14 protein-coding genes are annotated in these 18,900 nt (G+C 64.9%); 8 read left to right on the forward strand and 6 right to left on the reverse strand.

Features of this window, described 5'->3' with window-relative positions; all coding sequences use genetic code 11:
* Window positions 1-20 precede the first annotated feature (20 nt).
* On the reverse strand, window positions 21-956 hold the full coding sequence (locus tag AC0L3S_RS08115; protein WP_473278658.1) for a LysR family transcriptional regulator: 936 nt from the start codon (window positions 954-956) through the stop codon (window positions 21-23).
* Between the two features lie 117 nt (window positions 957-1,073).
* Between AC0L3S_RS08115 and AC0L3S_RS08120 the strand changes: the two genes are divergently transcribed.
* The 3 genes from AC0L3S_RS08120 to wrbA all read left to right on the forward strand — a co-directional run bounded on the left by AC0L3S_RS08120 (window position 1,074) and on the right by wrbA (window position 3,302).
* Entirely contained in the window at window positions 1,074-1,826 is a 753-nt protein-coding gene (locus AC0L3S_RS08120) for an SDR family NAD(P)-dependent oxidoreductase (RefSeq protein WP_473278659.1), read from the forward strand.
* Between the two features lie 36 nt (window positions 1,827-1,862).
* On the forward strand, window positions 1,863-2,561 hold the full coding sequence (locus AC0L3S_RS08125; protein ID WP_473278660.1) for a pirin family protein: 699 nt from the start codon (window positions 1,863-1,865) through the stop codon (window positions 2,559-2,561).
* Between the two features lie 141 nt (window positions 2,562-2,702).
* Window positions 2,703-3,302, forward strand: a complete 600-nt coding sequence (gene wrbA / locus AC0L3S_RS08130; protein ID WP_473278661.1) for an NAD(P)H:quinone oxidoreductase — start codon at window positions 2,703-2,705, stop codon at window positions 3,300-3,302.
* 28 nt (window positions 3,303-3,330) lie between these two features.
* Here wrbA and AC0L3S_RS08135 read toward each other — a convergent pair whose 3' ends face one another.
* The 3 genes from AC0L3S_RS08135 to AC0L3S_RS08145 form a co-directional block, all read right to left on the reverse strand.
* Window positions 3,331-4,476: a GNAT family N-acetyltransferase gene (locus AC0L3S_RS08135; protein WP_473278662.1), complete on the reverse strand. Its 1,146-nt coding sequence runs from the start codon at window positions 4,474-4,476 to the stop codon at window positions 3,331-3,333.
* 65 nt (window positions 4,477-4,541) lie between these two features.
* Entirely contained in the window at window positions 4,542-5,948 is a 1,407-nt protein-coding gene (locus AC0L3S_RS08140) for an O-antigen ligase family protein (protein WP_473278664.1), read from the reverse strand.
* Window positions 5,949-5,988: 40 nt separating this feature from the next.
* The gene (locus AC0L3S_RS08145) at window positions 5,989-7,056 is read right to left on the reverse strand and encodes a glycosyltransferase (protein WP_473278665.1); all 1,068 of its coding nucleotides are present in this window, start codon (window positions 7,054-7,056) and stop codon (window positions 5,989-5,991) included.
* Between the two features lie 247 nt (window positions 7,057-7,303).
* On the opposite strand from AC0L3S_RS08145, the gene AC0L3S_RS08150 reads away from it, so the two are divergent.
* Entirely contained in the window at window positions 7,304-8,290 is a 987-nt protein-coding gene (locus tag AC0L3S_RS08150; protein WP_473278667.1) for a glycosyltransferase, read from the forward strand.
* Window positions 8,291-8,305: 15 nt separating this feature from the next.
* Here AC0L3S_RS08150 and AC0L3S_RS08155 read toward each other — a convergent pair whose 3' ends face one another.
* Window positions 8,306-9,334: a glycosyltransferase family 2 protein gene (locus AC0L3S_RS08155; RefSeq protein ID WP_473265720.1), complete on the reverse strand. Its 1,029-nt coding sequence runs from the start codon at window positions 9,332-9,334 to the stop codon at window positions 8,306-8,308.
* A 398-nt stretch (window positions 9,335-9,732) separates the two neighbouring features.
* On the opposite strand from AC0L3S_RS08155, the gene AC0L3S_RS08160 reads away from it, so the two are divergent.
* From AC0L3S_RS08160 to AC0L3S_RS08175, 4 genes are all read left to right on the forward strand, one after another.
* Window positions 9,733-10,533 (forward strand): class I SAM-dependent methyltransferase, encoded by an 801-nt coding sequence (locus AC0L3S_RS08160; protein ID WP_473278668.1) that lies wholly within the window; start codon window positions 9,733-9,735, stop codon window positions 10,531-10,533.
* A 291-nt stretch (window positions 10,534-10,824) separates the two neighbouring features.
* The gene (locus AC0L3S_RS08165) at window positions 10,825-13,200 is read left to right on the forward strand and encodes an exopolysaccharide transport family protein (protein WP_473278669.1); all 2,376 of its coding nucleotides are present in this window, start codon (window positions 10,825-10,827) and stop codon (window positions 13,198-13,200) included.
* A complete protein-coding gene (locus tag AC0L3S_RS08170) occupies window positions 13,193-13,999 on the forward strand; it encodes a WecB/TagA/CpsF family glycosyltransferase (RefSeq protein WP_473265717.1) in 807 nt (268 codons plus the stop codon). Before AC0L3S_RS08165 ends, AC0L3S_RS08170 begins: the two co-directional genes overlap by 8 nt.
* 285 nt (window positions 14,000-14,284) lie before the next feature.
* On the forward strand, window positions 14,285-14,626 hold the full coding sequence (locus AC0L3S_RS08175) for a hypothetical protein (RefSeq protein WP_473278670.1): 342 nt from the start codon (window positions 14,285-14,287) through the stop codon (window positions 14,624-14,626).
* On the opposite strand, the gene AC0L3S_RS08180 is transcribed toward AC0L3S_RS08175, so the two are convergent.
* On the reverse strand, window positions 14,600-18,715 hold the full coding sequence (locus AC0L3S_RS08180; RefSeq protein ID WP_473278671.1) for a GAF domain-containing protein: 4,116 nt from the start codon (window positions 18,713-18,715) through the stop codon (window positions 14,600-14,602). The genes AC0L3S_RS08175 and AC0L3S_RS08180 overlap by 27 nt on opposite strands.
* Window positions 18,716-18,900: the final 185 nt, after the last annotated feature.

Below are 18,900 nucleotides of genomic sequence, written 5' to 3' on the forward strand. Positions count from 1 at the left end.
CTCGTTCTACGATGACTTTGCTACGACGGCTTTGCCTTTCCGCGCACCCGCCGCTTGCACGTACCCGGCAGCTTCGCTGCGAGAAAATCGCCGAGCGCCTCGACGCGTGCGGGGCGCGGGCCGCCAGGTGGCGTCACCAGATGCACGGCGCCTTCGGCCTGCTTCCAGTCCTTCAGGATCACTTCGACCTCGCCGGAGGAGATGGCGTCACCGACGATGAATTCGGGGAGATCCGCGATACCGAGCCCGGCGATCAGCGCCGGCATCACCGCTTCGCCGTTGTTGACACGGAGCTGGCCGCCGGGGCGTACACTGGCCTGCTCACCGGCCGCGTTGGTGTAGTGCCAGACATTGGGCGTCGAGAGATAAGCGTAGCTGAAGCATTTGTGCTCGGCCAGATGCATCGGATGCGTCGGCCGTCCGTATTGTCTAAGATAGGACGGCGCGGCCACCGTGAAACGCGGCATGGTGAAGAGCCGCCGCGCGATCAGCGAGGAATCCGGCAGCCGCGCGATCCGCACCGCCATGTCAAAGCCTTCGCCGATCAAATCGATGGTGGCATCGCTCAGGTGCAGATCGACCGAGACCTCCGGATAGGCCTCGAAGAACTCCGGCAGCAACGGCGCCACCGCCTTGATCCCGAACGACATGGGCACGGCGAGCCGCACCAGGCCCCGCGGCGCGACCGACTGCGCCAGCGCCTCGTTCTCCGCCGCCTCGCCGTCGGACAGGAGGCGGGTCGCACGCTCGGCGAGCTTATGCCCGGCATCGGTCAGCGCGAGCCGGCGTGAGGTGCGGTTGAACAGCCGGGCGCCGAGCCGCTCTTCGAGGCGCGTGACCGCCTTGGACACCGTCGCCTTGGACATCGCGAGCTCGCCCGCGGCCCCCGCAAACGACCGTAATTCCACGACTTTTGCGAAAATTGCGAGCGCCTCGAAATCGGGGAGCTTGGCCATGAAAGCGGATCCAATTGGGCTGCTTAAGGAAACAATGTGTTTCGACAGTTTCTATTTCTATACCACAGGCGGAGGCTTATCCAAGGGTCATCAGAAATTCAGGACTGGAGAAATCCAATGACCAAGAAGCTCTCAGGCAAGGTTGCCCTCGTCACCGGCGGCTCGCGCGGCATCGGCGCGGCCTCTGCCCGCGCACTCGCCGATGAAGGGGCGGATGTCGCGATCAGCTACGTTGCCTCTCCCGAAAAGGCGGAAGCGGTCGTCACTGAGTTGAAGGCCCGGGGCGTCAAGGCGCGCGCCTTCAAGGCCGACCAGGCCTCGGCAAAGGACGTGACGCAGCTGGTCAACGATGTCGCAAAGGAGTTCGGCCGTCTCGACATCCTCGTCAACAATGCCGGCGTTGCGAGCGGCGCCGCGATCGACGACGCCGATGCCGATACCGAAGCGCTTGCCCGCCAGGATGCCGTCAACGTGCATGGCGTGATCGCCGCGATCCGCGCCGCTTCGCATTTGATGGGCGAAGGCGGCCGCATCGTCACCGTCGGCTCGATGCTCGCCGACCGCGCCTCGTTCCCGGGTCTCGCCGACTACGTCGCCACCAAGGCGGCCGTAGTCGGCTACACCAAGGGCGCCGCACGTGACCTCGGCCCGCGCGGCATCACCGTGAACGTGGTGCAGCCCGGCTCAATCGACACCGACATGAACCCGAAGGACGGCGGCGAGTTCGCCGAGACCCAGCGCCAGCAGCACGCGTTGCAGCGCTTCGGCCGCCCCGAGGAAGTCGCCGCCGGAATCGTCTTCCTCGCAAGCCCGGAAGCATCCTTCGTCACCGGCACGGTGCTCAACGTCGACGGCGGTTTTGGCGCCTGATCAAGGCGCCACCCGCCAAAACAAGGAATTACGCAGATGATCGAACTCAGACCCTTCGCAAAGCTCGGCGGCGCCGATCACGGCTGGCTCAACGCCAAGCATCATTTCTCCTTCGCAAGCCATTATGACCCCGACAACATGGGTCACGGCGCCTTGCGGGTGTGGAACGACGACGAGATCGCGCCGAACACCGGCTTTCCCGCCCATCCCCACGCCAACATGGAAATCATCACCTATGTGCGCGAGGGCGCGATCACCCATCAGGACAGCCTGGGCAACGAAGGCCGCACCGAAGCGGGGGACGTGCAGGTGATGAGCGCCGGCAGCGGCATCCGCCACTCCGAGTATAATCTCGAGCCGACCAGGACACGCATCTTCCAGATCTGGATTGAGCCGACCGCGCGCGGGGGGCAGCCGACCTGGGGCTCGAAGCCTTTTCCGAAAGGAGATCGCTCGGGCAAGCTCGTCACCATCGCGAGCGGCTTCGAGCATGATACGGACGCGCTGCCGATCCGCGCCGATGCGCGGGTGCTCGCCACCACGCTGAAGGCCGGTGAGAGCGCGGAATACGTGCCGCACAAGTCGCGGCACCTTTATCTGGTGCCCGCGGCGGGGTCAGTCGAGATCAATGGCGTGCGCGTCAACGCCCGCGACGGCGCCGCGATCCGCGACGAGGACAGGCTGAAGATCACGGCACTGGAAGATTCCGAGATCGTGCTCGTCGACGCGGCCTAACGGCTCTCTCCGTCATGGCCGGGCTTGTCCCGGCCATCCACGCCCTTCCACGAGGATCCAAGAACGTGGATGCCCGGGACAAGCCCCGGGCATGACGACCTGAACAAGATTAATCATCCGACTCACCCAACGGAGACCATCATGACCAAAGTTCTCGTCCTGTATTATTCCGCCTATGGCCACATCGAAGCGATGGCCAACGCCGTCGCCGAAGGCGCGCGCGAAGCCGGCGCCACCGTCGACATCAAGCGCGTGCCCGAACTGGTGCCGGCCGAGGTCGCGAAAGCCTCCTATTACAAGCTCGACCAGGCCGCCCCCGTCGCCAAGATCGAGGACCTCGCCAATTACGACGCGATCATCGTCGGCACCGGCACCCGCTTCGGCCGCATGGCCTCGCAGATGGCGAACTTCCTCGACCAGGCCGGCGGCCTCTGGGCCAAGGGCGCGCTGCACGGCAAGGTCGGCGGCGCCTTCACATCGACCGCGACCCAGCATGGCGGCCAGGAAACGACGCTGTTCTCGATCATCACCAACCTCTTGCATTTCGGCATGGTCGTGGTCGGCCTGAACTACGGCTTTGCCGGCCAGATGAAGCTCGACGAGGTCACCGGCGGCGCACCTTACGGCGCCACCACGATCACCGGAGGCGACGGCAGCCGCCAGCCCAGTGCCCACGAACTTGCAGGTGCACGCTATCAGGGCCGCCAGATCGCGGAGACGGCCAGGAAGCTGCACGGCTGAGCTACATGGCTGATGCGAGGGTCGCCCGTCAGCGCGTCCCCTTGCCCATCGCCTGCGCCGCAAAGGCGGCAAGCCTGGGGTGACGGCGCAGGCCCTGCGCGGCGTGGTCCCGCCACGCGAAGGGCATACCGCGCCAGGACAGCGCGACGCTGACATCGGTCAGCGGCACGGGCTCGGCGCCGAAGCGGCGCTTGTAGTCCTGGTTGCCGATGCTGAGGTCGAAACGGCGCACGCCCTGCGCATGCAACGCCGCCATGGTGCGCTCGGTCACGAGCAGACCCGGCGAGCAGCTCGACCATGAATCGCCGGCGTGGCTGATGCGCAGGAGAAAATAGGTCGCACCGAATCTGACGCCGAGCGTGGTGGCAACGACGGCCTCGTCGCAGACCAGCGCCGAGATGACGGCATAACCGTCCGCAACGCCCTGGCGGGCGACCTCGCGGTAGAACTGCGCATGGGTTTCGTCGTTGAGGACGAAGCGCGAGCCGAGCTTTCGCATGCGCGCCTGCTGCTGGGCATCCATCACGTCCAGCAGCTCGCGCGCACACGCGACATCGGTAGCGATCTCGAATCGCGCGCCGTCGTGACGGCTGAAGACGCGCCAGCAGCGCGGCATCTGCATGCGCTTGATCGAGGCCTGGTAATCTTCATAGTCGTCGCCGGTCATCACGAGGTTGCCGTTGAGCGAGCAGGATCCGATCCGGCCGAGCGACACCAGCGGGTTCGGGTTGCCGCCGATCTGGGCCGGCATCTTCCTCAGGCGCAGCAAATCGAAGCGGTCCGGTAATGCGCGTAACGCGTCGATCAGCGCCTTGCCGATCGCCTCCGTGGCCGCCGCGTCCAACGCGGCATCGAGCGCCAGGATCGGCGCGTTGTTGTCGGAGACGCCGCAATCGGCGAATTCGACGATGCGGATGCCGCGCCTGAGATGGCTGATCATCGGCACCATTGCGATGTCCCTGCCGGTCGTGGCATCGGAGATCAATGCAATCAGCGGCGAGAGATCGTGGAACGCCTCGTACCAGGCGCCAAGCCAGTAGCCATGCTGGAATGCAGTGCGATGGCCTGCGCTCAGGCGCGAAGCGGCCTGCTTCCAGTCACGCACGAAATCGATCGCGATTCCCGACGCGCTGGACACAAGACCATCTGGTTGCTCGACACTGAGGATCGTCATCCGCGGGACATACGATTACTGGGTGTTTCCAGATAGATTATGTTTTGTCGCGGCCACAAGTGACCTCACCGCTTATCGTTAAGCCGAAGCCACTGCGGCCGCAGCGTCTGCGACGAGCCCTCAGGCTCCGGTTCCACTTCCGCCACGCATTGGAACCTGGCCAGGAAGTGCAGGCCGGCCACGGCAACAGCGAACATGAACCAGATCGGATTCTGCCGTTCGAGCAGGAAGGTCTCGGTGGCCCCGTAGTACAGGCCGAACAACCACACGGTCAGGAACAGCTTTGCCAACGCACCGCTGCGGTTGTGAGTTCGGGCCGTCTGGAAATTGCCGAGCGGCGCGAGCACCAAGACGAGGATCACCAGCAACAGCCCCGGCAGGCCGATGGTGACCGCGAGGTCGAGATAGCTGTTGTGGCTATGCGCCGCGCTCGTCGCCCATTCGGCGCCCTGGGCGGTCTGCCGCGCGGTCACGTCGTCCCAGAACGCGGCGTAGCCGTGACCGATGATCGGCTTCTCGGCGACGGCTGCGAGCGCGAACTCCCAGATGGCGGAACGGCCGGTGAAGGTGGGATCGAGCGGAAGCAGCCGCGTCATTGCCCCGAGCGCCGGGCTCAGGACGCTGCCGACCGTCAACAGGTTCATCACGATCAGCGGCACGAAGCAGATCATCCGCTTCAGCCACAGGCTCGGCGTGACGCAGACCAGCGAGGCGAGCACGTAGATCGCAAGACACAGCACCGACGACGTCTTGCCGCCGGTGAAGATCAGGAAGAGTCCGGCCAGCGCGGCGATGGCCGGGCCCATCACGAACGAGCCGATGGCGGACAGATAGATGCCGACATAGATCAGGATGGTCATCACGGGCGAAGCGATGTTCTTGTGGCCGAAGCTGCCGCGCCAGTCGCCGGCCAGCTGCGGCTCGGTGAGGTCGAGTGCGGTGTGCATCGAGTATTGCGGCGCCACGAAGACGCCGAGATAGCAAAGTGCGAGCAATACGAGCGCGGCGCCGCCAAGACACAGATTGAAGCTACGCTGCGTCGGCGGCAACAACGGCAACAGCACCGCGAGCGACATCACGCTGGCTGCGAGCACGAAGCGCTGCATCGAGACTCCGCGATTCTCGGAGAAGACGATGTTGATCAACAGCCAGCCGACCAGGCAGAGATGCAGCGGCGTCACCAGGGTCTTCAGCGCGGGCGCATCCGTCGCGGCGACGAACAATACAGCGACCGCAGCCAGCAGGCCCCAGGCGACATAGGTGAGCGCCATTCGTCCGCCGACTACGGTGGTGACATCCTCGTTGCGCAGGTCAGGAAACGGATCGAGCGTCACCAGCACGAGGAGCAGGGCTGCGACCGCAACAAGGCAGCGCGCCGCCCGCACGGCGTTGAGCTTCGCAAGCCCATCGCGCAGGACGCCGCCGAACGATCGGACCTCGACATCGGTCATGTCAGTAGCGCTGCGATCCATGGCTCGAAACTGGTGGTGAAGCCGGGGGAAGCTTCAAGTCTTAGCCGATCCCTGTTAAGCATCCGTCAACCAGTCCAGCGGGGCTCTGCGGCACCGCCTGCTGCCGCACGATGCTCCGCGCGATCTCGTAATATTGCAGGGCACGCTGCTCCAGCGTGAGATTGTCGAGCACGAAACCGCGTGGGTCGAACGTATCGGCGGCGCACCCGGCCCAGAACTCGTTCCAACCCGCCTCGAATCCCGCGATATCGGCGAACTTGGCGCCGCAACGATCGTCCCAGTACGGCACGGACGACACCGGCGCGAACTGGACGCGATGCGGATAGTAGTCGGGGTCTCGCCACGGCCCGCCGGGATCCCAGGCGAGCACCGGCACGCCGCAAGACAATGCCTGCTGATAGGCGATGCCCTGGCTCTCGTTCTGGCACAGGAAGATCATCGCACGCGAATGCGCGAGCGCGGCCCGATAGTCTTCTTCCTTGTAGCTGCCGTAACGCAGCTCGGTGAACGAGCGGCCTTCCCTCGTGAGCCGGGCGCGGACGGGTTCGATCAGTTCCGCCGCGAAGCGATCGCGGTCCCAGTGCACCTTGTCGTAGATCAGGACGTCGACGCTCTTTTGCGACGTCGGCGACGGTGCCCAGAGATCCGTGTCGATGCCGATCGGCCAGGCCTCCGTGTCGGGCCAATGCGGCCGATACATCTCGGCGTACCATGGACCGGGCACCACGACCTTCTTGACCGGCAGGCGCTTGAACAGGTCGGGATCGTCGAGCGGATGATTGTGGGCGGCGACGCCGAGCAGGATCGGATTTTTCCAGGCGAACTTGTCGAGCAGGAAGGTGCGGCCGATGATGCAGGCGAGTTCGCCCGGATGCCGCGCGATGTAGCCATAGTCGTTGACGCGATAGCGGATACCGAGCCGATCGAGTCCCGCACAGAGATTGAGGAACACGCGGAGCTGCCCGCTCATGCGCGGCTCGCCGAGCAGCATGCGACGCGCCATGCGCCGCAGATGCCGATCGCCGGGAAACCAGCGATCGTCCTTGTCCTCGTAGAACAGGTTGAGGACCATGTCGTCGGGATCGTAGTCGAATGTCTTTGCGGGCACTGGGGTCCATCCGCGGCGGCCTGATGCGCATTCTCGCATGGGACCGGCTGTCGCACTCTTCCAAATTTGCCACAGGCTTAATGCCGGCGGCTTAACGCTAATTGACGAAACCAGCACTGCGGCAGCCTTCATGGCGACGCTTTTTTCCCAATGCGAGTATCATTCGCGACGGCCAAGGTTGCGATCGATCGCATTGCCAACTCGCAAGAGCGCCCTGGTTAACAGACGGTTAAAGGCGAGTCGTATCTTGATCACCGCGGAAGAAATTCTCGAATTGCCGGCGACATCGCGCGTCGTTCCGGCGGCGCGCGTCCCGCTGCAGGTCGGCTCAACCACATCGGTGTCCGTCGTCATTCCCGCCAAGAACGTTGCGGCCTATGTCGGTGAAACCCTCGCCAGCGCACTGGCGCAGGCCGAGGTCAGCGAAGTGATCGTCGTGGACGACGGCTCGACCGACGAGACCACCGCCATCGTCCGCGCCATTCGTGACCCTCGACTGCGCCTGATGACCAACGGCGCCGCTGGCGTATCGGCAGCGCGCAATCTCGGCGCCCACCATGCGAGCAGCCAATGGCTGCTCTTCCTCGATGCCGACGATCGCCTGCGGCCCGGCGCGGTCGCGGCGCTGCTGGCGGCTGCGCGTGGCGCGCCGCGCGCGGTTCTCGTCTACGGCGACTACAACACGATCGACAGCGAGGGACGGCAGATCGGCCGTCGGGATCTGCTGAAAGGACGCCGCAAACCATCCGGCGACGTGCTGGCGCGGCTCGCGGCCGGCAACTTCATCGTCAATGGCGGCATTGCGCTGGCACGTGCAGAGGCCTTCCGCGCCATCGGTGGCTTCGACGTCTCGCTCAGATATTGCGAGGACTGGCACTGCTGGTGCCGCCTTGCCGCAATCGGCGAATTCGAGTTTGCGCCGAACCTTCTGCTCGACTACCGCCTGCACACGGCCAACACCATGAACGCGGCGGTGCGGACGCCACAGGACTTCTTTCCGGCGATCGCCCGGGTGTTCGATGACGGGCTGATCATGGCGCGACTGCCCGCGGGCATGGCGGCCGGGCTCCGTCGGGCCGCCGAGGTTCATCTCATCACGTATTCGGCGATGCAAGCGGTCCGCTTCGGCAGATATCGCCAGGCCTTCGCCTATCTGGGAATGGTCGGGCGCCGCTCGCTCAAATCGCTGCCGCGCTCCGCCGTTAGGGTCGCCCTCGCCTGTTTTGGTATTTAGCCCGCCGCCTCGGCGTCAGGACACGATCTTCGAGGCCTTATAGGGCTTCGGCTCGATACCGAACGCGGCGAGCGCCGAGCCGAGCGCGACCATCACGGGATGCATCGCGACGACGGCTTTCGACGATTTCAGCAGAGCGGCCGCGCGCACTAGCGCTAACGGCAACCTCCCGAGCATCTGCGCAAACACCCACACTCGCGCCGCTGCGCCGTGCGCGGACTTGGACTGCACACGATAGTTGATGGCACCGATGCGCAGGCCTCGCTTCGCGATCCAGCCGAAACGAGTGCGGCTTTGCGGCACCGTCTCGGTGATGACAGCCTCCGCCGTCCAGTGGAACGTCATGCCGGCATTGCGGCAGCGCACGAAGAAATCGCAGTCGCCGCCCCCGAGGAAGTTGAAGCGCGGGTCGAAGGCGGGACGGGCGAACCTCTCGAACGCCGCACGCGTGATCAGGCAATTGCCGCAGCCGTAGATCAGGGGCACAGCGCCGCTGTAATCATAGGCGGGACAGAAAACGGGGTGGCGCGAAAGCCAGGGCATGCTGCGGTCCTCGAAGACCGGCAGCACCGGCCCGCCGACCAGAGCGGCGCCGGTCGCCTCCGCGGTGCGGACCATCAGCTCGAGCCAATCGGGCGAAGCGATCTCGTCGTCGTCGATCATCAGGAACCGGGTCGCGGCGGGAAACAGCGCCAGCGCCGTCTCGAAGGCAGCGTTGATCGCCTGAACGTTGCCTTGCCGTTTCTCGACCAGGCAGACACCCTGAAGCCTGCCGTCGGCGAGATATTCCGCGGCCACCGGCGCGCTTTCGCGCCGGACCGCATCGTTCTCGACCATGACGACGGCGAACGAGCGCGGGGTGCGTTGGCTGGCGAGCGAGTCCAGCGTCAACCGCAGATGCTGCGGGCGGCGGAAGCAGGGGATGCAGACGACGATACCAACCGACAGGTCGATAATCCGCGAGCTGGCCGCGATCTCCCGGTTGGGATCGCGCACGGCATCCGAAATACGCGTGGCGGACAGGTCTGTCGGAATCAATGTCATGACGTTCTAGATGTCCGAGATAGATTGAAAAAGCCCTGCTTCGATCCCGGGGATCAGCGCCGTCCCGCGACGGCACATCGCCGCGGGACGAATCCGTCCCAAAATGAACGACCGGTTTGAGCCTCGCGACGGCGCCACGCCGCCGATGTTCGGCCATCCATATGTTCAACCGCTTTCGCGGTGCTTCTGCTGCGAAACCTTGCGCGCGTGACACTGCAATTCGCGGTCCACCGCGCCGATGGCGGCTGGCGCGGACGATGCCGTAGTTAACGCACATGCCCATTAACCCGATCGTAAGCACCGTGACGGGTGAAGCGTCGCGGCATCGGATTTGCTCTACGGCTACACGAGATTTTTCCTGTAAATTTAAGTCGAACAAGCGCGGTCAGAAAAAAAATATGAACAAGCCAGCCACGATCGATTTCGCGACAGCCACGGCGGTCCAGATTCCCGCGGCCATCGCCCACACTCAGGCGCTACACGATCTCGTCCCCGGTGAAGCCCGCGACAGTCTGCTCGCCGTCCACGACGTACTGCGCCGCGAACTGCCGCAGGGCCAGCTCGCCACCTATGAAGCCGGAGGCGGCTCGTGCAGCGTCCTGCCGCCGGAATTGCTGAGTCGAAGCAAGGTCACCGTCGTCGACATCGACGAGGACCAGGTTCGCAACAACAGCTACGCGGACGAAGCGATCCTCGGCGACGTCCAGACCTACCGCTTCGGGCGCGAGACCTTCGATCTGGTGATCTGCTACAACGTGATCGAACATCTTCCCAACGTCGACGCCGCACTCCTGAATTTCCGCGATGCGCTCAAGCGCGGCGGGATGATCCTGATCGGCGCGCCCAATCCGCGCTCGTTGTCCGGGGTCGTCACCAAATACTCGCCGCACTGGTTCCACGTCTGGTTCTACCGGCACATCCGAGGCATCAAGGACGCCGGCTTGCCGGGCGAGCCGCCGTTCCCGACCTTCTTCCATCCCCTGGTGTCGCTGCCGAGGCTCGAAGTGTTCGCCGCCGCCAATGGCCTCGAGATGATCTACCGCCGTGAGGTCGAGAGCCCGCGCTATCCCGAGATGCGCCGGCGCAAGCCGCTGTTCGCAGCCATGGTCGACGCCGGCGCCGCCGTGCTGAACGCCGTGCTCCCGCGCGGGACCGACGTCCGCCGCGGCGATTATCACGTCATCCTGCGGAAAAGCTGACGGCCATGGTGCGCGCGCGGCCGATCGCAAGACCAGCGAACCCTCGCGGCCACGACGCACGCGGTAACGAACCGTTAATCTCTGAAGGACCCCGCCATCGCACGCGTCACGACGACGCGTCGAAGAGTGGCATGTGCTTAAACGCTTTGTTTGCCATTTCGGTGAATAGTCCCTCAATGAGTATGGTTAATTTTCCCTGTTGCGTTGAGTGGGCACCTATATCCGAGGTGCGTGGCGTAGAGCGAAGAGTACCCCCTCAGCACGCGGCACTTGGAATGAAAGCTGGGGATCATGCTTGACTATAACCAGCCGATAGACCGGGCCAGACCGGAGGCCTCGCAGCAGCGGCCTCTGGCCGGTTTCAACGTGCTGGAGCTCGTCAATCTGCTCTGGCGGCGGAAGATCGCGATTGCCGTCGCCGCGCTGCTCGGTGCAACGGTCGCCGTCACCGTGGGCAAAAGCCTGACGCCCCGCTACACCGCCACCGCACAGCTCTATGTCGACCCCCGCGAGCTTCAGCTCGTCGATCGCGAGCTGACGCCCCGCGCGCAGGACGTGTCCGGCATGTCGATGGTGGTCGAGAGCCAGGCGCGCCTGATCACCTCCAACAGCGTGCTGCTCCAGGTGATCCAGCAGGCCGACCTGGACAAGGATCCCGAATTCGGCGGCGGCGCCGACGGCAAAGGTGTGATGGCGTCGCTGCTCGGCCTGATCGGCCTTCAGCCCCACTCGCCCTCCGCCACGGAAAAGAAGGAAGTGCAGCTCGCTGCCCTCGAGGCGCTGAACCGGCACATCACGATCCGCAAGACCGAGAAGAGCTTCATCGTCGACATCGAGGTCTGGTCGACCGATCCGGCGAAAGCGGCGATGCTCGCCAACACGCTGACCAGCGCCTACCTCGCGGAATCCCGCAACTCGCAGGCTTCCGCCGCGCGGCGCGCCACGAACGATCTCTCCGGCCGCCTGAAGGAGCTGCGCGAACGGCTGCGCAACGCCGAGACCGTGCTCGCGACCTACAAGGCCCAGAACAATTTCGTCGGCACGCAGGATGCGCTGATCAGCGACCAGCAGCTTTCCGCCAGCAACCAGCGGCTTTCCGCCGCGCGCGCCGCGACGATGGATGCGCAGGCGCGCCTCGACCAGATCGAGGCGAGCCGACGCACCACGGCAGATGCAGGCGCGAACTCGGAGGCGCTGCAATCGCCGACCGTCGCCAACCTGCGCGCGCAATATGCCGACGCGCGCAAGAAATATGCGGAGCAGGCCGGCGAACTCGGCCCGCGTCATCCGGCGCTGCGCCAGACCGAGAAGCAGGTCGAGGATCTCAAGCGCACCATCAACGAAGAGATCGACCGCTTCGCCCAGTCCGCCAAGAACGATTTGACGCGCGCCCGCGACTTTGAAGCCTCGCTCAGCCGGGCGCTGGAGGCACAGAAGCGGCAGAGCGTCCAGCTCAGCCAGGCCGCCGTGCGCTTGCGCGAGCTCGAGCGCGAAGCCGATGCCAGCCGCGACGTCTATCAATCCTTCCTCAAGCGTTCCCGCGAGACCGAGGAGCAGGAGACGCTGAACACCTCGGCGGCCCGAATCATCGGCGAAGCGACGGTGCCGCAACGGCGCTCGTTCCCGCCGGCGATGAGCCTGTTCGCCATGATCGGTTTCGTCTTCGGCGCAATCGCTGCATCGGGCTGGTTCGTCGCGGCCGAACTGCTGCTCGCGGGCGCGGTCGCGCCGGCGCCGGCGCCGGCCCGTCCCAATCGCACTCCGTTGCCGCAAGCTCCGCGAGCTCCAGAGCCTTCGCGAACGGCGGAGACCGCCCGGCCCCAGCCGGTCTCGCGAGCCCCGGAAGTCGCGGAAGCACTGCCGGAACTCGCCGCCCCGCCGCTGCAACCTTCGATGGTCGAGAAGCCCCTGATCGAAAAGCCGCTGATCGCGCGGCTCCAGGAGGCCGACGTCATCCACACGCTCGGTGCCATTCTCGCCACCGGCGGCGGCATCGACCTGACCCGGCTGGGCTGGCCGACGCTGCGCCCCGGCTTTCCACTGACGACGCTGCTCAACGCCTGGCGCGACATGCGCGCTACGGCGGCCCGGCGCGCCGGCGGAAAAACAATGCCTGTCATCGCGCTCGTCGGTGCCGGTGAGACCACCGGGCGCAGCGTGACCGCGCTGAATTTCGCGCTCGCGGCCGCGCGCGACGGCGCTCGCGTACTGATGATCGATGCCGACCATCAAGCGCACTCGCTCTCGAACAAGGTCAACCGTCCCGGCAAGAGCGAGCCGAGCAAGGTTGGTTGGCTTTCGATCGGCAGCAAGGCCGCGCGCGAGATCAAGACACTCAACGGCATCTCGGTATTGCCGGCCACCGAACGCGACGCAGGCAAGGGCGCTGACGCCATCCGCAAGGCCATCGAGCAGGCGCGCTCCGCCGGCGGCTATGACCTCGTGATCCTCGACGGTCCCGCGGCGCCACTCACGGCCGGCAGTCGCAAGCTGCTCGATGATGCCGACGCGCTGGTGGCGGTGCTGCCGACCAGCCTCGACATCAACGACGGCCTGGAAGAGATATTGAGCACGCTCGGCCGCGCGGAGCGCAAGCTCGTCGGCGTCGTGCTCGACGAACTCACTCCTATGGCCCAAGCTCGCCAACGGGGCAGACAATATGCTTGAGCGCCGCATCAATCTCGATGGCCGGGCCGCAACCGCCGACGTGCCGCGGATCACCATCGGCGGCCTTCGCATGGCCGCGCTCGACCTGGAAGCGACCGCAGACTTCATGATCGAGGCGACCGATCCGCGCCATCGCATCGGCCGTCCGCTGCACCTGACCTCGGCCAATGGCGAGGTGCTGGCGCGGTGCTCGACCGAACCGGAAACCGAGCGCCTGTTCCGCGGCGCCGACCTCATCAACGCCGATGGCCAGCCGCTGGTGGCGGCGTCCAGGCTGCAATCCTGGTTTCCGCTGCCCGAGCGCGTCGCCACGACGGACCTGTTTCACGTCGTCGCGCGCAAGGCTGAAGCGGTCGGCCGCACCTTTTACATGTTCGGCGCCAGCGAGGACGAGAACGCCGCTGCGGTCGAGAACGTCCGAAAGATGTATCCAAACCTCAAGATCGTCGGCCACAGCCACGGTTATCTCCGTGGCGAGGCGCTGCGCGCGAAGGTCGACGAGATCAACGCGCTAGCGCCGGACTATCTCTGGGTTGCGCTGGGCGTGCCAAACGAGCAGGCGTTCGTCGAGGAATTCACCCCGCATCTCACCAATGTCGGCGTCATCAAGACATCCGGGGGCCTCTTCAACTTCTTGTCGGGCAGCCGCACCCGCGCGCCGCGATGGATGCAGAAGATCGGGCTGGAATGGGCCTGGCGCACCTTGCTCGAGCCCCGCCGCCTGTTCTGGCGCTATTTGACCACCAACCCCCGCGCGATCTATCTGCTGTTCAGCCGCAACCGGCCCTTCAATCGCTGATTAGACAAAGACATGACCGCCGCCGGTCATCAGCCTCGCCTGCGCTATTTCAACGCCAGCGGCGCCGGTATTGCGCCTTGCGGGTCGGGCTCATAAGCGGCTAAAGAGACTGTCACAGTCGCGCGTCGGCAACTTTCCCGGCCGCCGTATGTTTTTGTATGGCCGCCGACACAAGCGGCACAATCGGCTCAGCCAATAGCGCGAGCCAGCTTTTCACAGCGAAGGCCACAATCGAGTCCGCGCATCGGCCTGCTTTCAGGCGCGACCCAAGGGAGCACGGAACGAATGCATCAGGCCGCAAACCTGCAATTCGAGCGCATGATGAACGAGCTCATCCTCTGGCATGCCGTGCCGGAGGACGAACGATCGCCGGCGCCGGCCTGGTGGTGGGGTCCGGCGATGGCGGTATTCGACACGCACGAGCCGATGCGACAGGCCTGGTGTCGTGAGCTCGGCGTTGACGACGGCTCGAGCTTTGCCGAAGGAGCGCATGTCCTTATTGCGCTCTTCGCCGAACAAACCTCACTTCCGTGGCCGGATAATTTTCCACGCAAGGCGGAGATCAGGGACGAGGACGTCCGCGAGCTCCACCCGCAGCCATCAGACGACAGCGCTTTTCAACCGTAGCGCCGCGGCCTCGGTCGCGGCATGGTCCGGCTCCGGCTGGAGCGGCGGCGCAACGGGCAGCTCCATCGGCCGCAGCAGCTCGGCCATCTGCCGCGCCGGCACCGGCTTGGAGATCAGGAAGCCCTGCATCTCGTCGCAGCCATGGGTGCGCAGGAATGCCTCCTGTTCGGCGTTCTCGACGCCTTCCGCCACCACGGTCATGCCGAGCGCCTTGCCCATGCTGATGATCGCCTGCGCGATCGCCTGATCCTCCGCGTCCTGCGGCAAATCGCGCACGAAGGAGCGGTCGATCTTGATGGTGTCGATCGGGAAATGCTTCATCAGCGACATCGACGAATAGCCGGTGCCGAAATCGTCGATCGCCAAGCGAATGCCGCGGCTCTGGATGGCGTCGAGCACCTTGATCGCACGTCCGACATTGCGCATCATCATGCTCTCGGTGACTTCGAGCTGGAGCAGCACCGGCGACATGCCGCTTGCGGCGAGCGCTTCGTCGACGTCCTGCAAGAGATGCTCGTCGACGAACTGGCGCGGCGACAGGTTCACCGCCATGGATACCGGCAAGAGGCCGCGTCGCTGCCAGGCCATGGCTTGCGCGCAGGCCTCCTTCATCACCCAGCGGCCGATCGGCACGATCAGTCCGGTTTCCTCCGCGAGCGGGATAAACTGTGCCGGCGAGATATTGCCGAGATCGGGATGCGCCCAGCGCAATAGCGCTTCCACGCCGGTGATCTGGCCAGTCACCATGTCCACCTTGGGCTGGTAGTTCAAAGTAAACTGATCCCGCTCCAGCGCCCGGCGCAGCGCGCTCTCCAGCGACAGCCGCTCGATCGACTGCGTGTTCACTTCCTTGGAGAAGAAGCGATAGCCGTTCTTGCCGTCCTCCTTGGCGAGATACATCGCCATGTCGGCGTTCTTGGTCAGCGTCAGCGCGTCGGCACCATTGGCCGGATACATCGCGATGCCGATGGAGGCGGTGGTGTGGCACTCGTGGCCGGCCAGCTCCATCGGCTTCGCGAGCACGCTGAGCAGTTCCGTTGCGATGCGCTGGACGTCGTCGATCTCGCCGCACTGGTCGAGGATCACCACGAACTCGTCGCCTCCGAGGCGCGCCACCACGTCGCTCGCCCGCAGAGCGCTGCGCAATCGATCGGCGACTTCGAGCAGGAGCAAATCGCCCGCCTCGTGGCCGAGCGAATCGTTGATGACCTTGAACCGGTCGAGATCGATGAACAGCACCGCGAAACGATGGTCATGGCGCTCCGCTGCATCGATTGCCGCGCGCAACACGGCATTGAAGGTCTCGCGGTTGGGCAGGTTGGTCAGGCTGTCATAGGAGGCGAGATACTCGATCCGTTCGTCAGCCTTGTTCTTCGCGTCGGCGCGATCGAAATTCTCCATCGCGAAGGAAACGTTTTCGGCGAGACGCCGCAGCAGTTCGACGAACTCGTCGGTGAAGGCGGCAGGTTCCGCCGACAAGTAGATCATGACGCCAACTGCCTGGTCGTGGGCGACCAGCGGGAATGCCGCGCCCGAGCGCGCGCCGTCGCCGCGGACGATGGCATGGAAGGCGCGGACGCGATCGTCATTGAGATAATCGTTGCTGATGCAAGGCTGGCGCGTGCGGAACGCCGTGCCGCTCATCCCGCGACCTTCCGGGCAATCGGGGTCGATGGAGAGGCGGACGGTGCGCGTGGTGCCGGCCGCGGGTCCGGCGCTGGCGACGATTTCCAGCTGGCCGCTATCGGCGCTCGCGAGCGCGATTGTGGTCGAGGTGAATTTTGCGCCATTCGAAGCGGCAAGGCAGACGAGGTCGAACAGTTCGGCGCGCGACTTCGCCCGCATGATCGCCTCGTTGGTGGCGCTCAGCGACGCAAACATCCGCGTCAGGCGTTCCTTCTGCGCCTCGGTGCGGGCCTTCTCCTCGGCACGATCGAAATTGTCGAGGGCGAAAGAGACGTTTTCAGCCAGACGTCCGAGCAGTTCGACCAAATCGGGTGTGAACGTATTCTCTTCCGGTGCGAGGAAGAGCAGGATGCCAATCGGCTCCTGGCCGCCCCGCAGCAGCGGGAAGCTGGCAGCAGCCCGGGTTCCATCCTCGATCGCCTTGGAATGCCAGTACACCGATCGCGGATCGTTCAGATAATCGTTGATGACACTGGCCCGGCGGGTCCGCAGCGACATCCCTATGATTCCCTGGCCTTCAGGATGGCCGGCGGAAACAAGGCAGGTGCGTCCCACCATTCGTTCCTGCAGGCGTCCCTTCACGGCGACCACCCGGACAAGTTCACGTGTGTCGTCCAAAGTGGCGATTGTCGCGGAGGCGAACACCCCGCCGAGCACGGCGGCCTGGCACGCGACTTCGAACAGCTCCTCGCGCGTCTTGGCGCGCATGATAGCTTCATTGGTGGCGCTCAGCGCCTCGAACATGCCACTCAGGCGATCACGCTGCTTGTCGGCCCGCGCTTTTTCGTCGGCCCGATCGAAATTCTCCAGCGCGAAGGCGACGTTGGCCTGGAGCTTGCGCAGGAGCTCGACAAACTCGTCCGTGAAAGTGCCGCGCTCGCGCGAGTTGAACAGGAATACGCCCTCGACTCTGTCACCATTGAACAGCGGCAGCGCGGTTGACGACGCGATGCCGTTGCGACGCGCGCTGGCGTGCCAGGGCTCGAGGCGTGCGTCCGCCAGGATGTCGTTGCTGATACAAGGCTGCCGCGTCCGGAATGCAGTGCCGGTCAGCCCACGTCCCTCCGGCACCTTGTCGCTGACCGGCAATCTGAAGGTTCGCACCTCAGCGGCGTTCGGTCCAAAGGATGCGACAATGCGAAGCAGTCCCGCGTCGCGGTCGAGCAACGCGATCGAGGTCGAGGCGAACTTCGCGCCCTGCACCGTGGCTTCGCAAACCAGATCAAACAGTTCGCTGCGGGACCGCGCCCGCAGAATGGCTTCGTTGGTCGCGCTTAGCGCCGCGTACATGCGTGCCAGCCGTTCCTCCTCCAGCGCGATCTGGGCCTTTTCCTTATCGCGGTCAAAGTTCTCGAGCGTAAAGCATACGGTTTCGGTCATGCGCAGCAATAGTGCGACGATGCCTTCATCTTTCGCCCAGGCTTTGCTCACGAAGAAAAACAGCACGCCGATGCTGGTGCCACGCTTGATGAGGGGAGCAGCCACGCAGGCGACGGCGCCGGCATTGACGTTGGTCTGCTCCCAGGTCGTCCCCTTGGTACGATTGAGGAGGTCGTCCTCGACAATCGCTTTCTGGCTCCGGAACACCTCACCGGAGATGCCCTTGCCGTAGGGGCTCTCCGGATCAACCGAGTAACGCGACTGTCTGATCAGATCCAGATTTTGTCCGGTCGCGGCCACCGGCGTCAGCCATTCGGAATCCGGCTCGCGCAGCAGAACGAAAGTCGCAAATGATTTGCCGCTATACACAGCGGCGTCGCAGACTCGCTGGTATAGGTCCTGCTCAGTGCTGGCGTGCAGGATTGCTTCATTCGTCGCAGTGAGGGCGCCGAACATGCGATTGAGCCGCCGCACTGCCCGCTCGCCATCCAGGCGCGCCGTCTCGCGCGCCAAATTCTCCAGCGCATGTGAGATATTGCTCGACATCCGCTCGAACAGCGAGACCATCGCCTCGTCGAGCGTGCCTGCCCCCGAGCGCGTCACATACAACACGCCGATACTGCGACCGCCACAGATCAGGGGAAGCGCCGCCGCTGCGCCGACACCCGCCCCGGCGGCGCCCTCGCGCCACGCGAGCGAGCGAGGATCGTTCAGGTAATCGTTGCTGATGCAGATCCCCTGGCTGCGAAAGGCCTCGCCGCCGACACCCGATCCCTCCGGCGTGCCGGCCTCCGTGGTGATCTTGATCGCACGCAGCCGCGCAACGTCGTCGCCGCAGCCGGCAGCAAACCGCAGCCGCCGGCCATCCGGCTCCGCCAGGAACACGGCGACGGCCATGAAGTCCCCACTCGAAAACCCGGCGTCGCAGACCTTCTGGTACAGCTCGTCCGGCGACTTCGCGTAAAGGATGGCTTCGTTGATGTCGCTCAACGCTGCCAATGTGCGCGCGAGGGTCGTCTGCACGATCTCAACTCCCCGGCATTTCTGCCATTTTCTCCCGGGTAGCTTTATGAAGGCGACGGCCTAAATGGTGGTTATTGGTTCCCGCAAACCGTCGATCAAAGTGAACGAGCCGCAAACAGCTGTCGCGAAACTGTCAAAAGCCGCTGTACCGGATGCCGGTTCGGCCAAAGACGCGCTCCCTTTAC

It is taken from the genome of Bradyrhizobium sp. Ken01 (assembly GCF_055807355.1).

What these genes read in the sequence shown, in the direction of transcription:
- AC0L3S_RS08140 (WP_473278664.1), bottom strand. Translation starts at nt 5,948, where the DNA reads ATGGATCGCAGCGCTACTGACATGACCGATGTCGAGGTCCGATCGTTC.
- AC0L3S_RS08120 (WP_473278659.1), top strand. Translation starts at nt 1,074, where the DNA reads ATGACCAAGAAGCTCTCAGGCAAGGTTGCCCTCGTCACCGGCGGCTCG.
- AC0L3S_RS08160 (WP_473278668.1), top strand. Translation starts at nt 9,733, where the DNA reads ATGAACAAGCCAGCCACGATCGATTTCGCGACAGCCACGGCGGTCCAG.
- wrbA (WP_473278661.1), top strand. Translation starts at nt 2,703, where the DNA reads ATGACCAAAGTTCTCGTCCTGTATTATTCCGCCTATGGCCACATCGAA.
- AC0L3S_RS08165 (WP_473278669.1), top strand. Translation starts at nt 10,825, where the DNA reads ATGCTTGACTATAACCAGCCGATAGACCGGGCCAGACCGGAGGCCTCG.
- AC0L3S_RS08170 (WP_473265717.1), top strand. Translation starts at nt 13,193, where the DNA reads ATGCTTGAGCGCCGCATCAATCTCGATGGCCGGGCCGCAACCGCCGAC.
- AC0L3S_RS08175 (WP_473278670.1), top strand. Translation starts at nt 14,285, where the DNA reads ATGCATCAGGCCGCAAACCTGCAATTCGAGCGCATGATGAACGAGCTC.
- AC0L3S_RS08155 (WP_473265720.1), bottom strand. Translation starts at nt 9,334, where the DNA reads ATGACATTGATTCCGACAGACCTGTCCGCCACGCGTATTTCGGATGCC.
- AC0L3S_RS08115 (WP_473278658.1), bottom strand. Translation starts at nt 956, where the DNA reads ATGGCCAAGCTCCCCGATTTCGAGGCGCTCGCAATTTTCGCAAAAGTC.
- AC0L3S_RS08125 (WP_473278660.1), top strand. Translation starts at nt 1,863, where the DNA reads ATGATCGAACTCAGACCCTTCGCAAAGCTCGGCGGCGCCGATCACGGC.
- AC0L3S_RS08135 (WP_473278662.1), bottom strand. Translation starts at nt 4,476, where the DNA reads ATGACGATCCTCAGTGTCGAGCAACCAGATGGTCTTGTGTCCAGCGCG.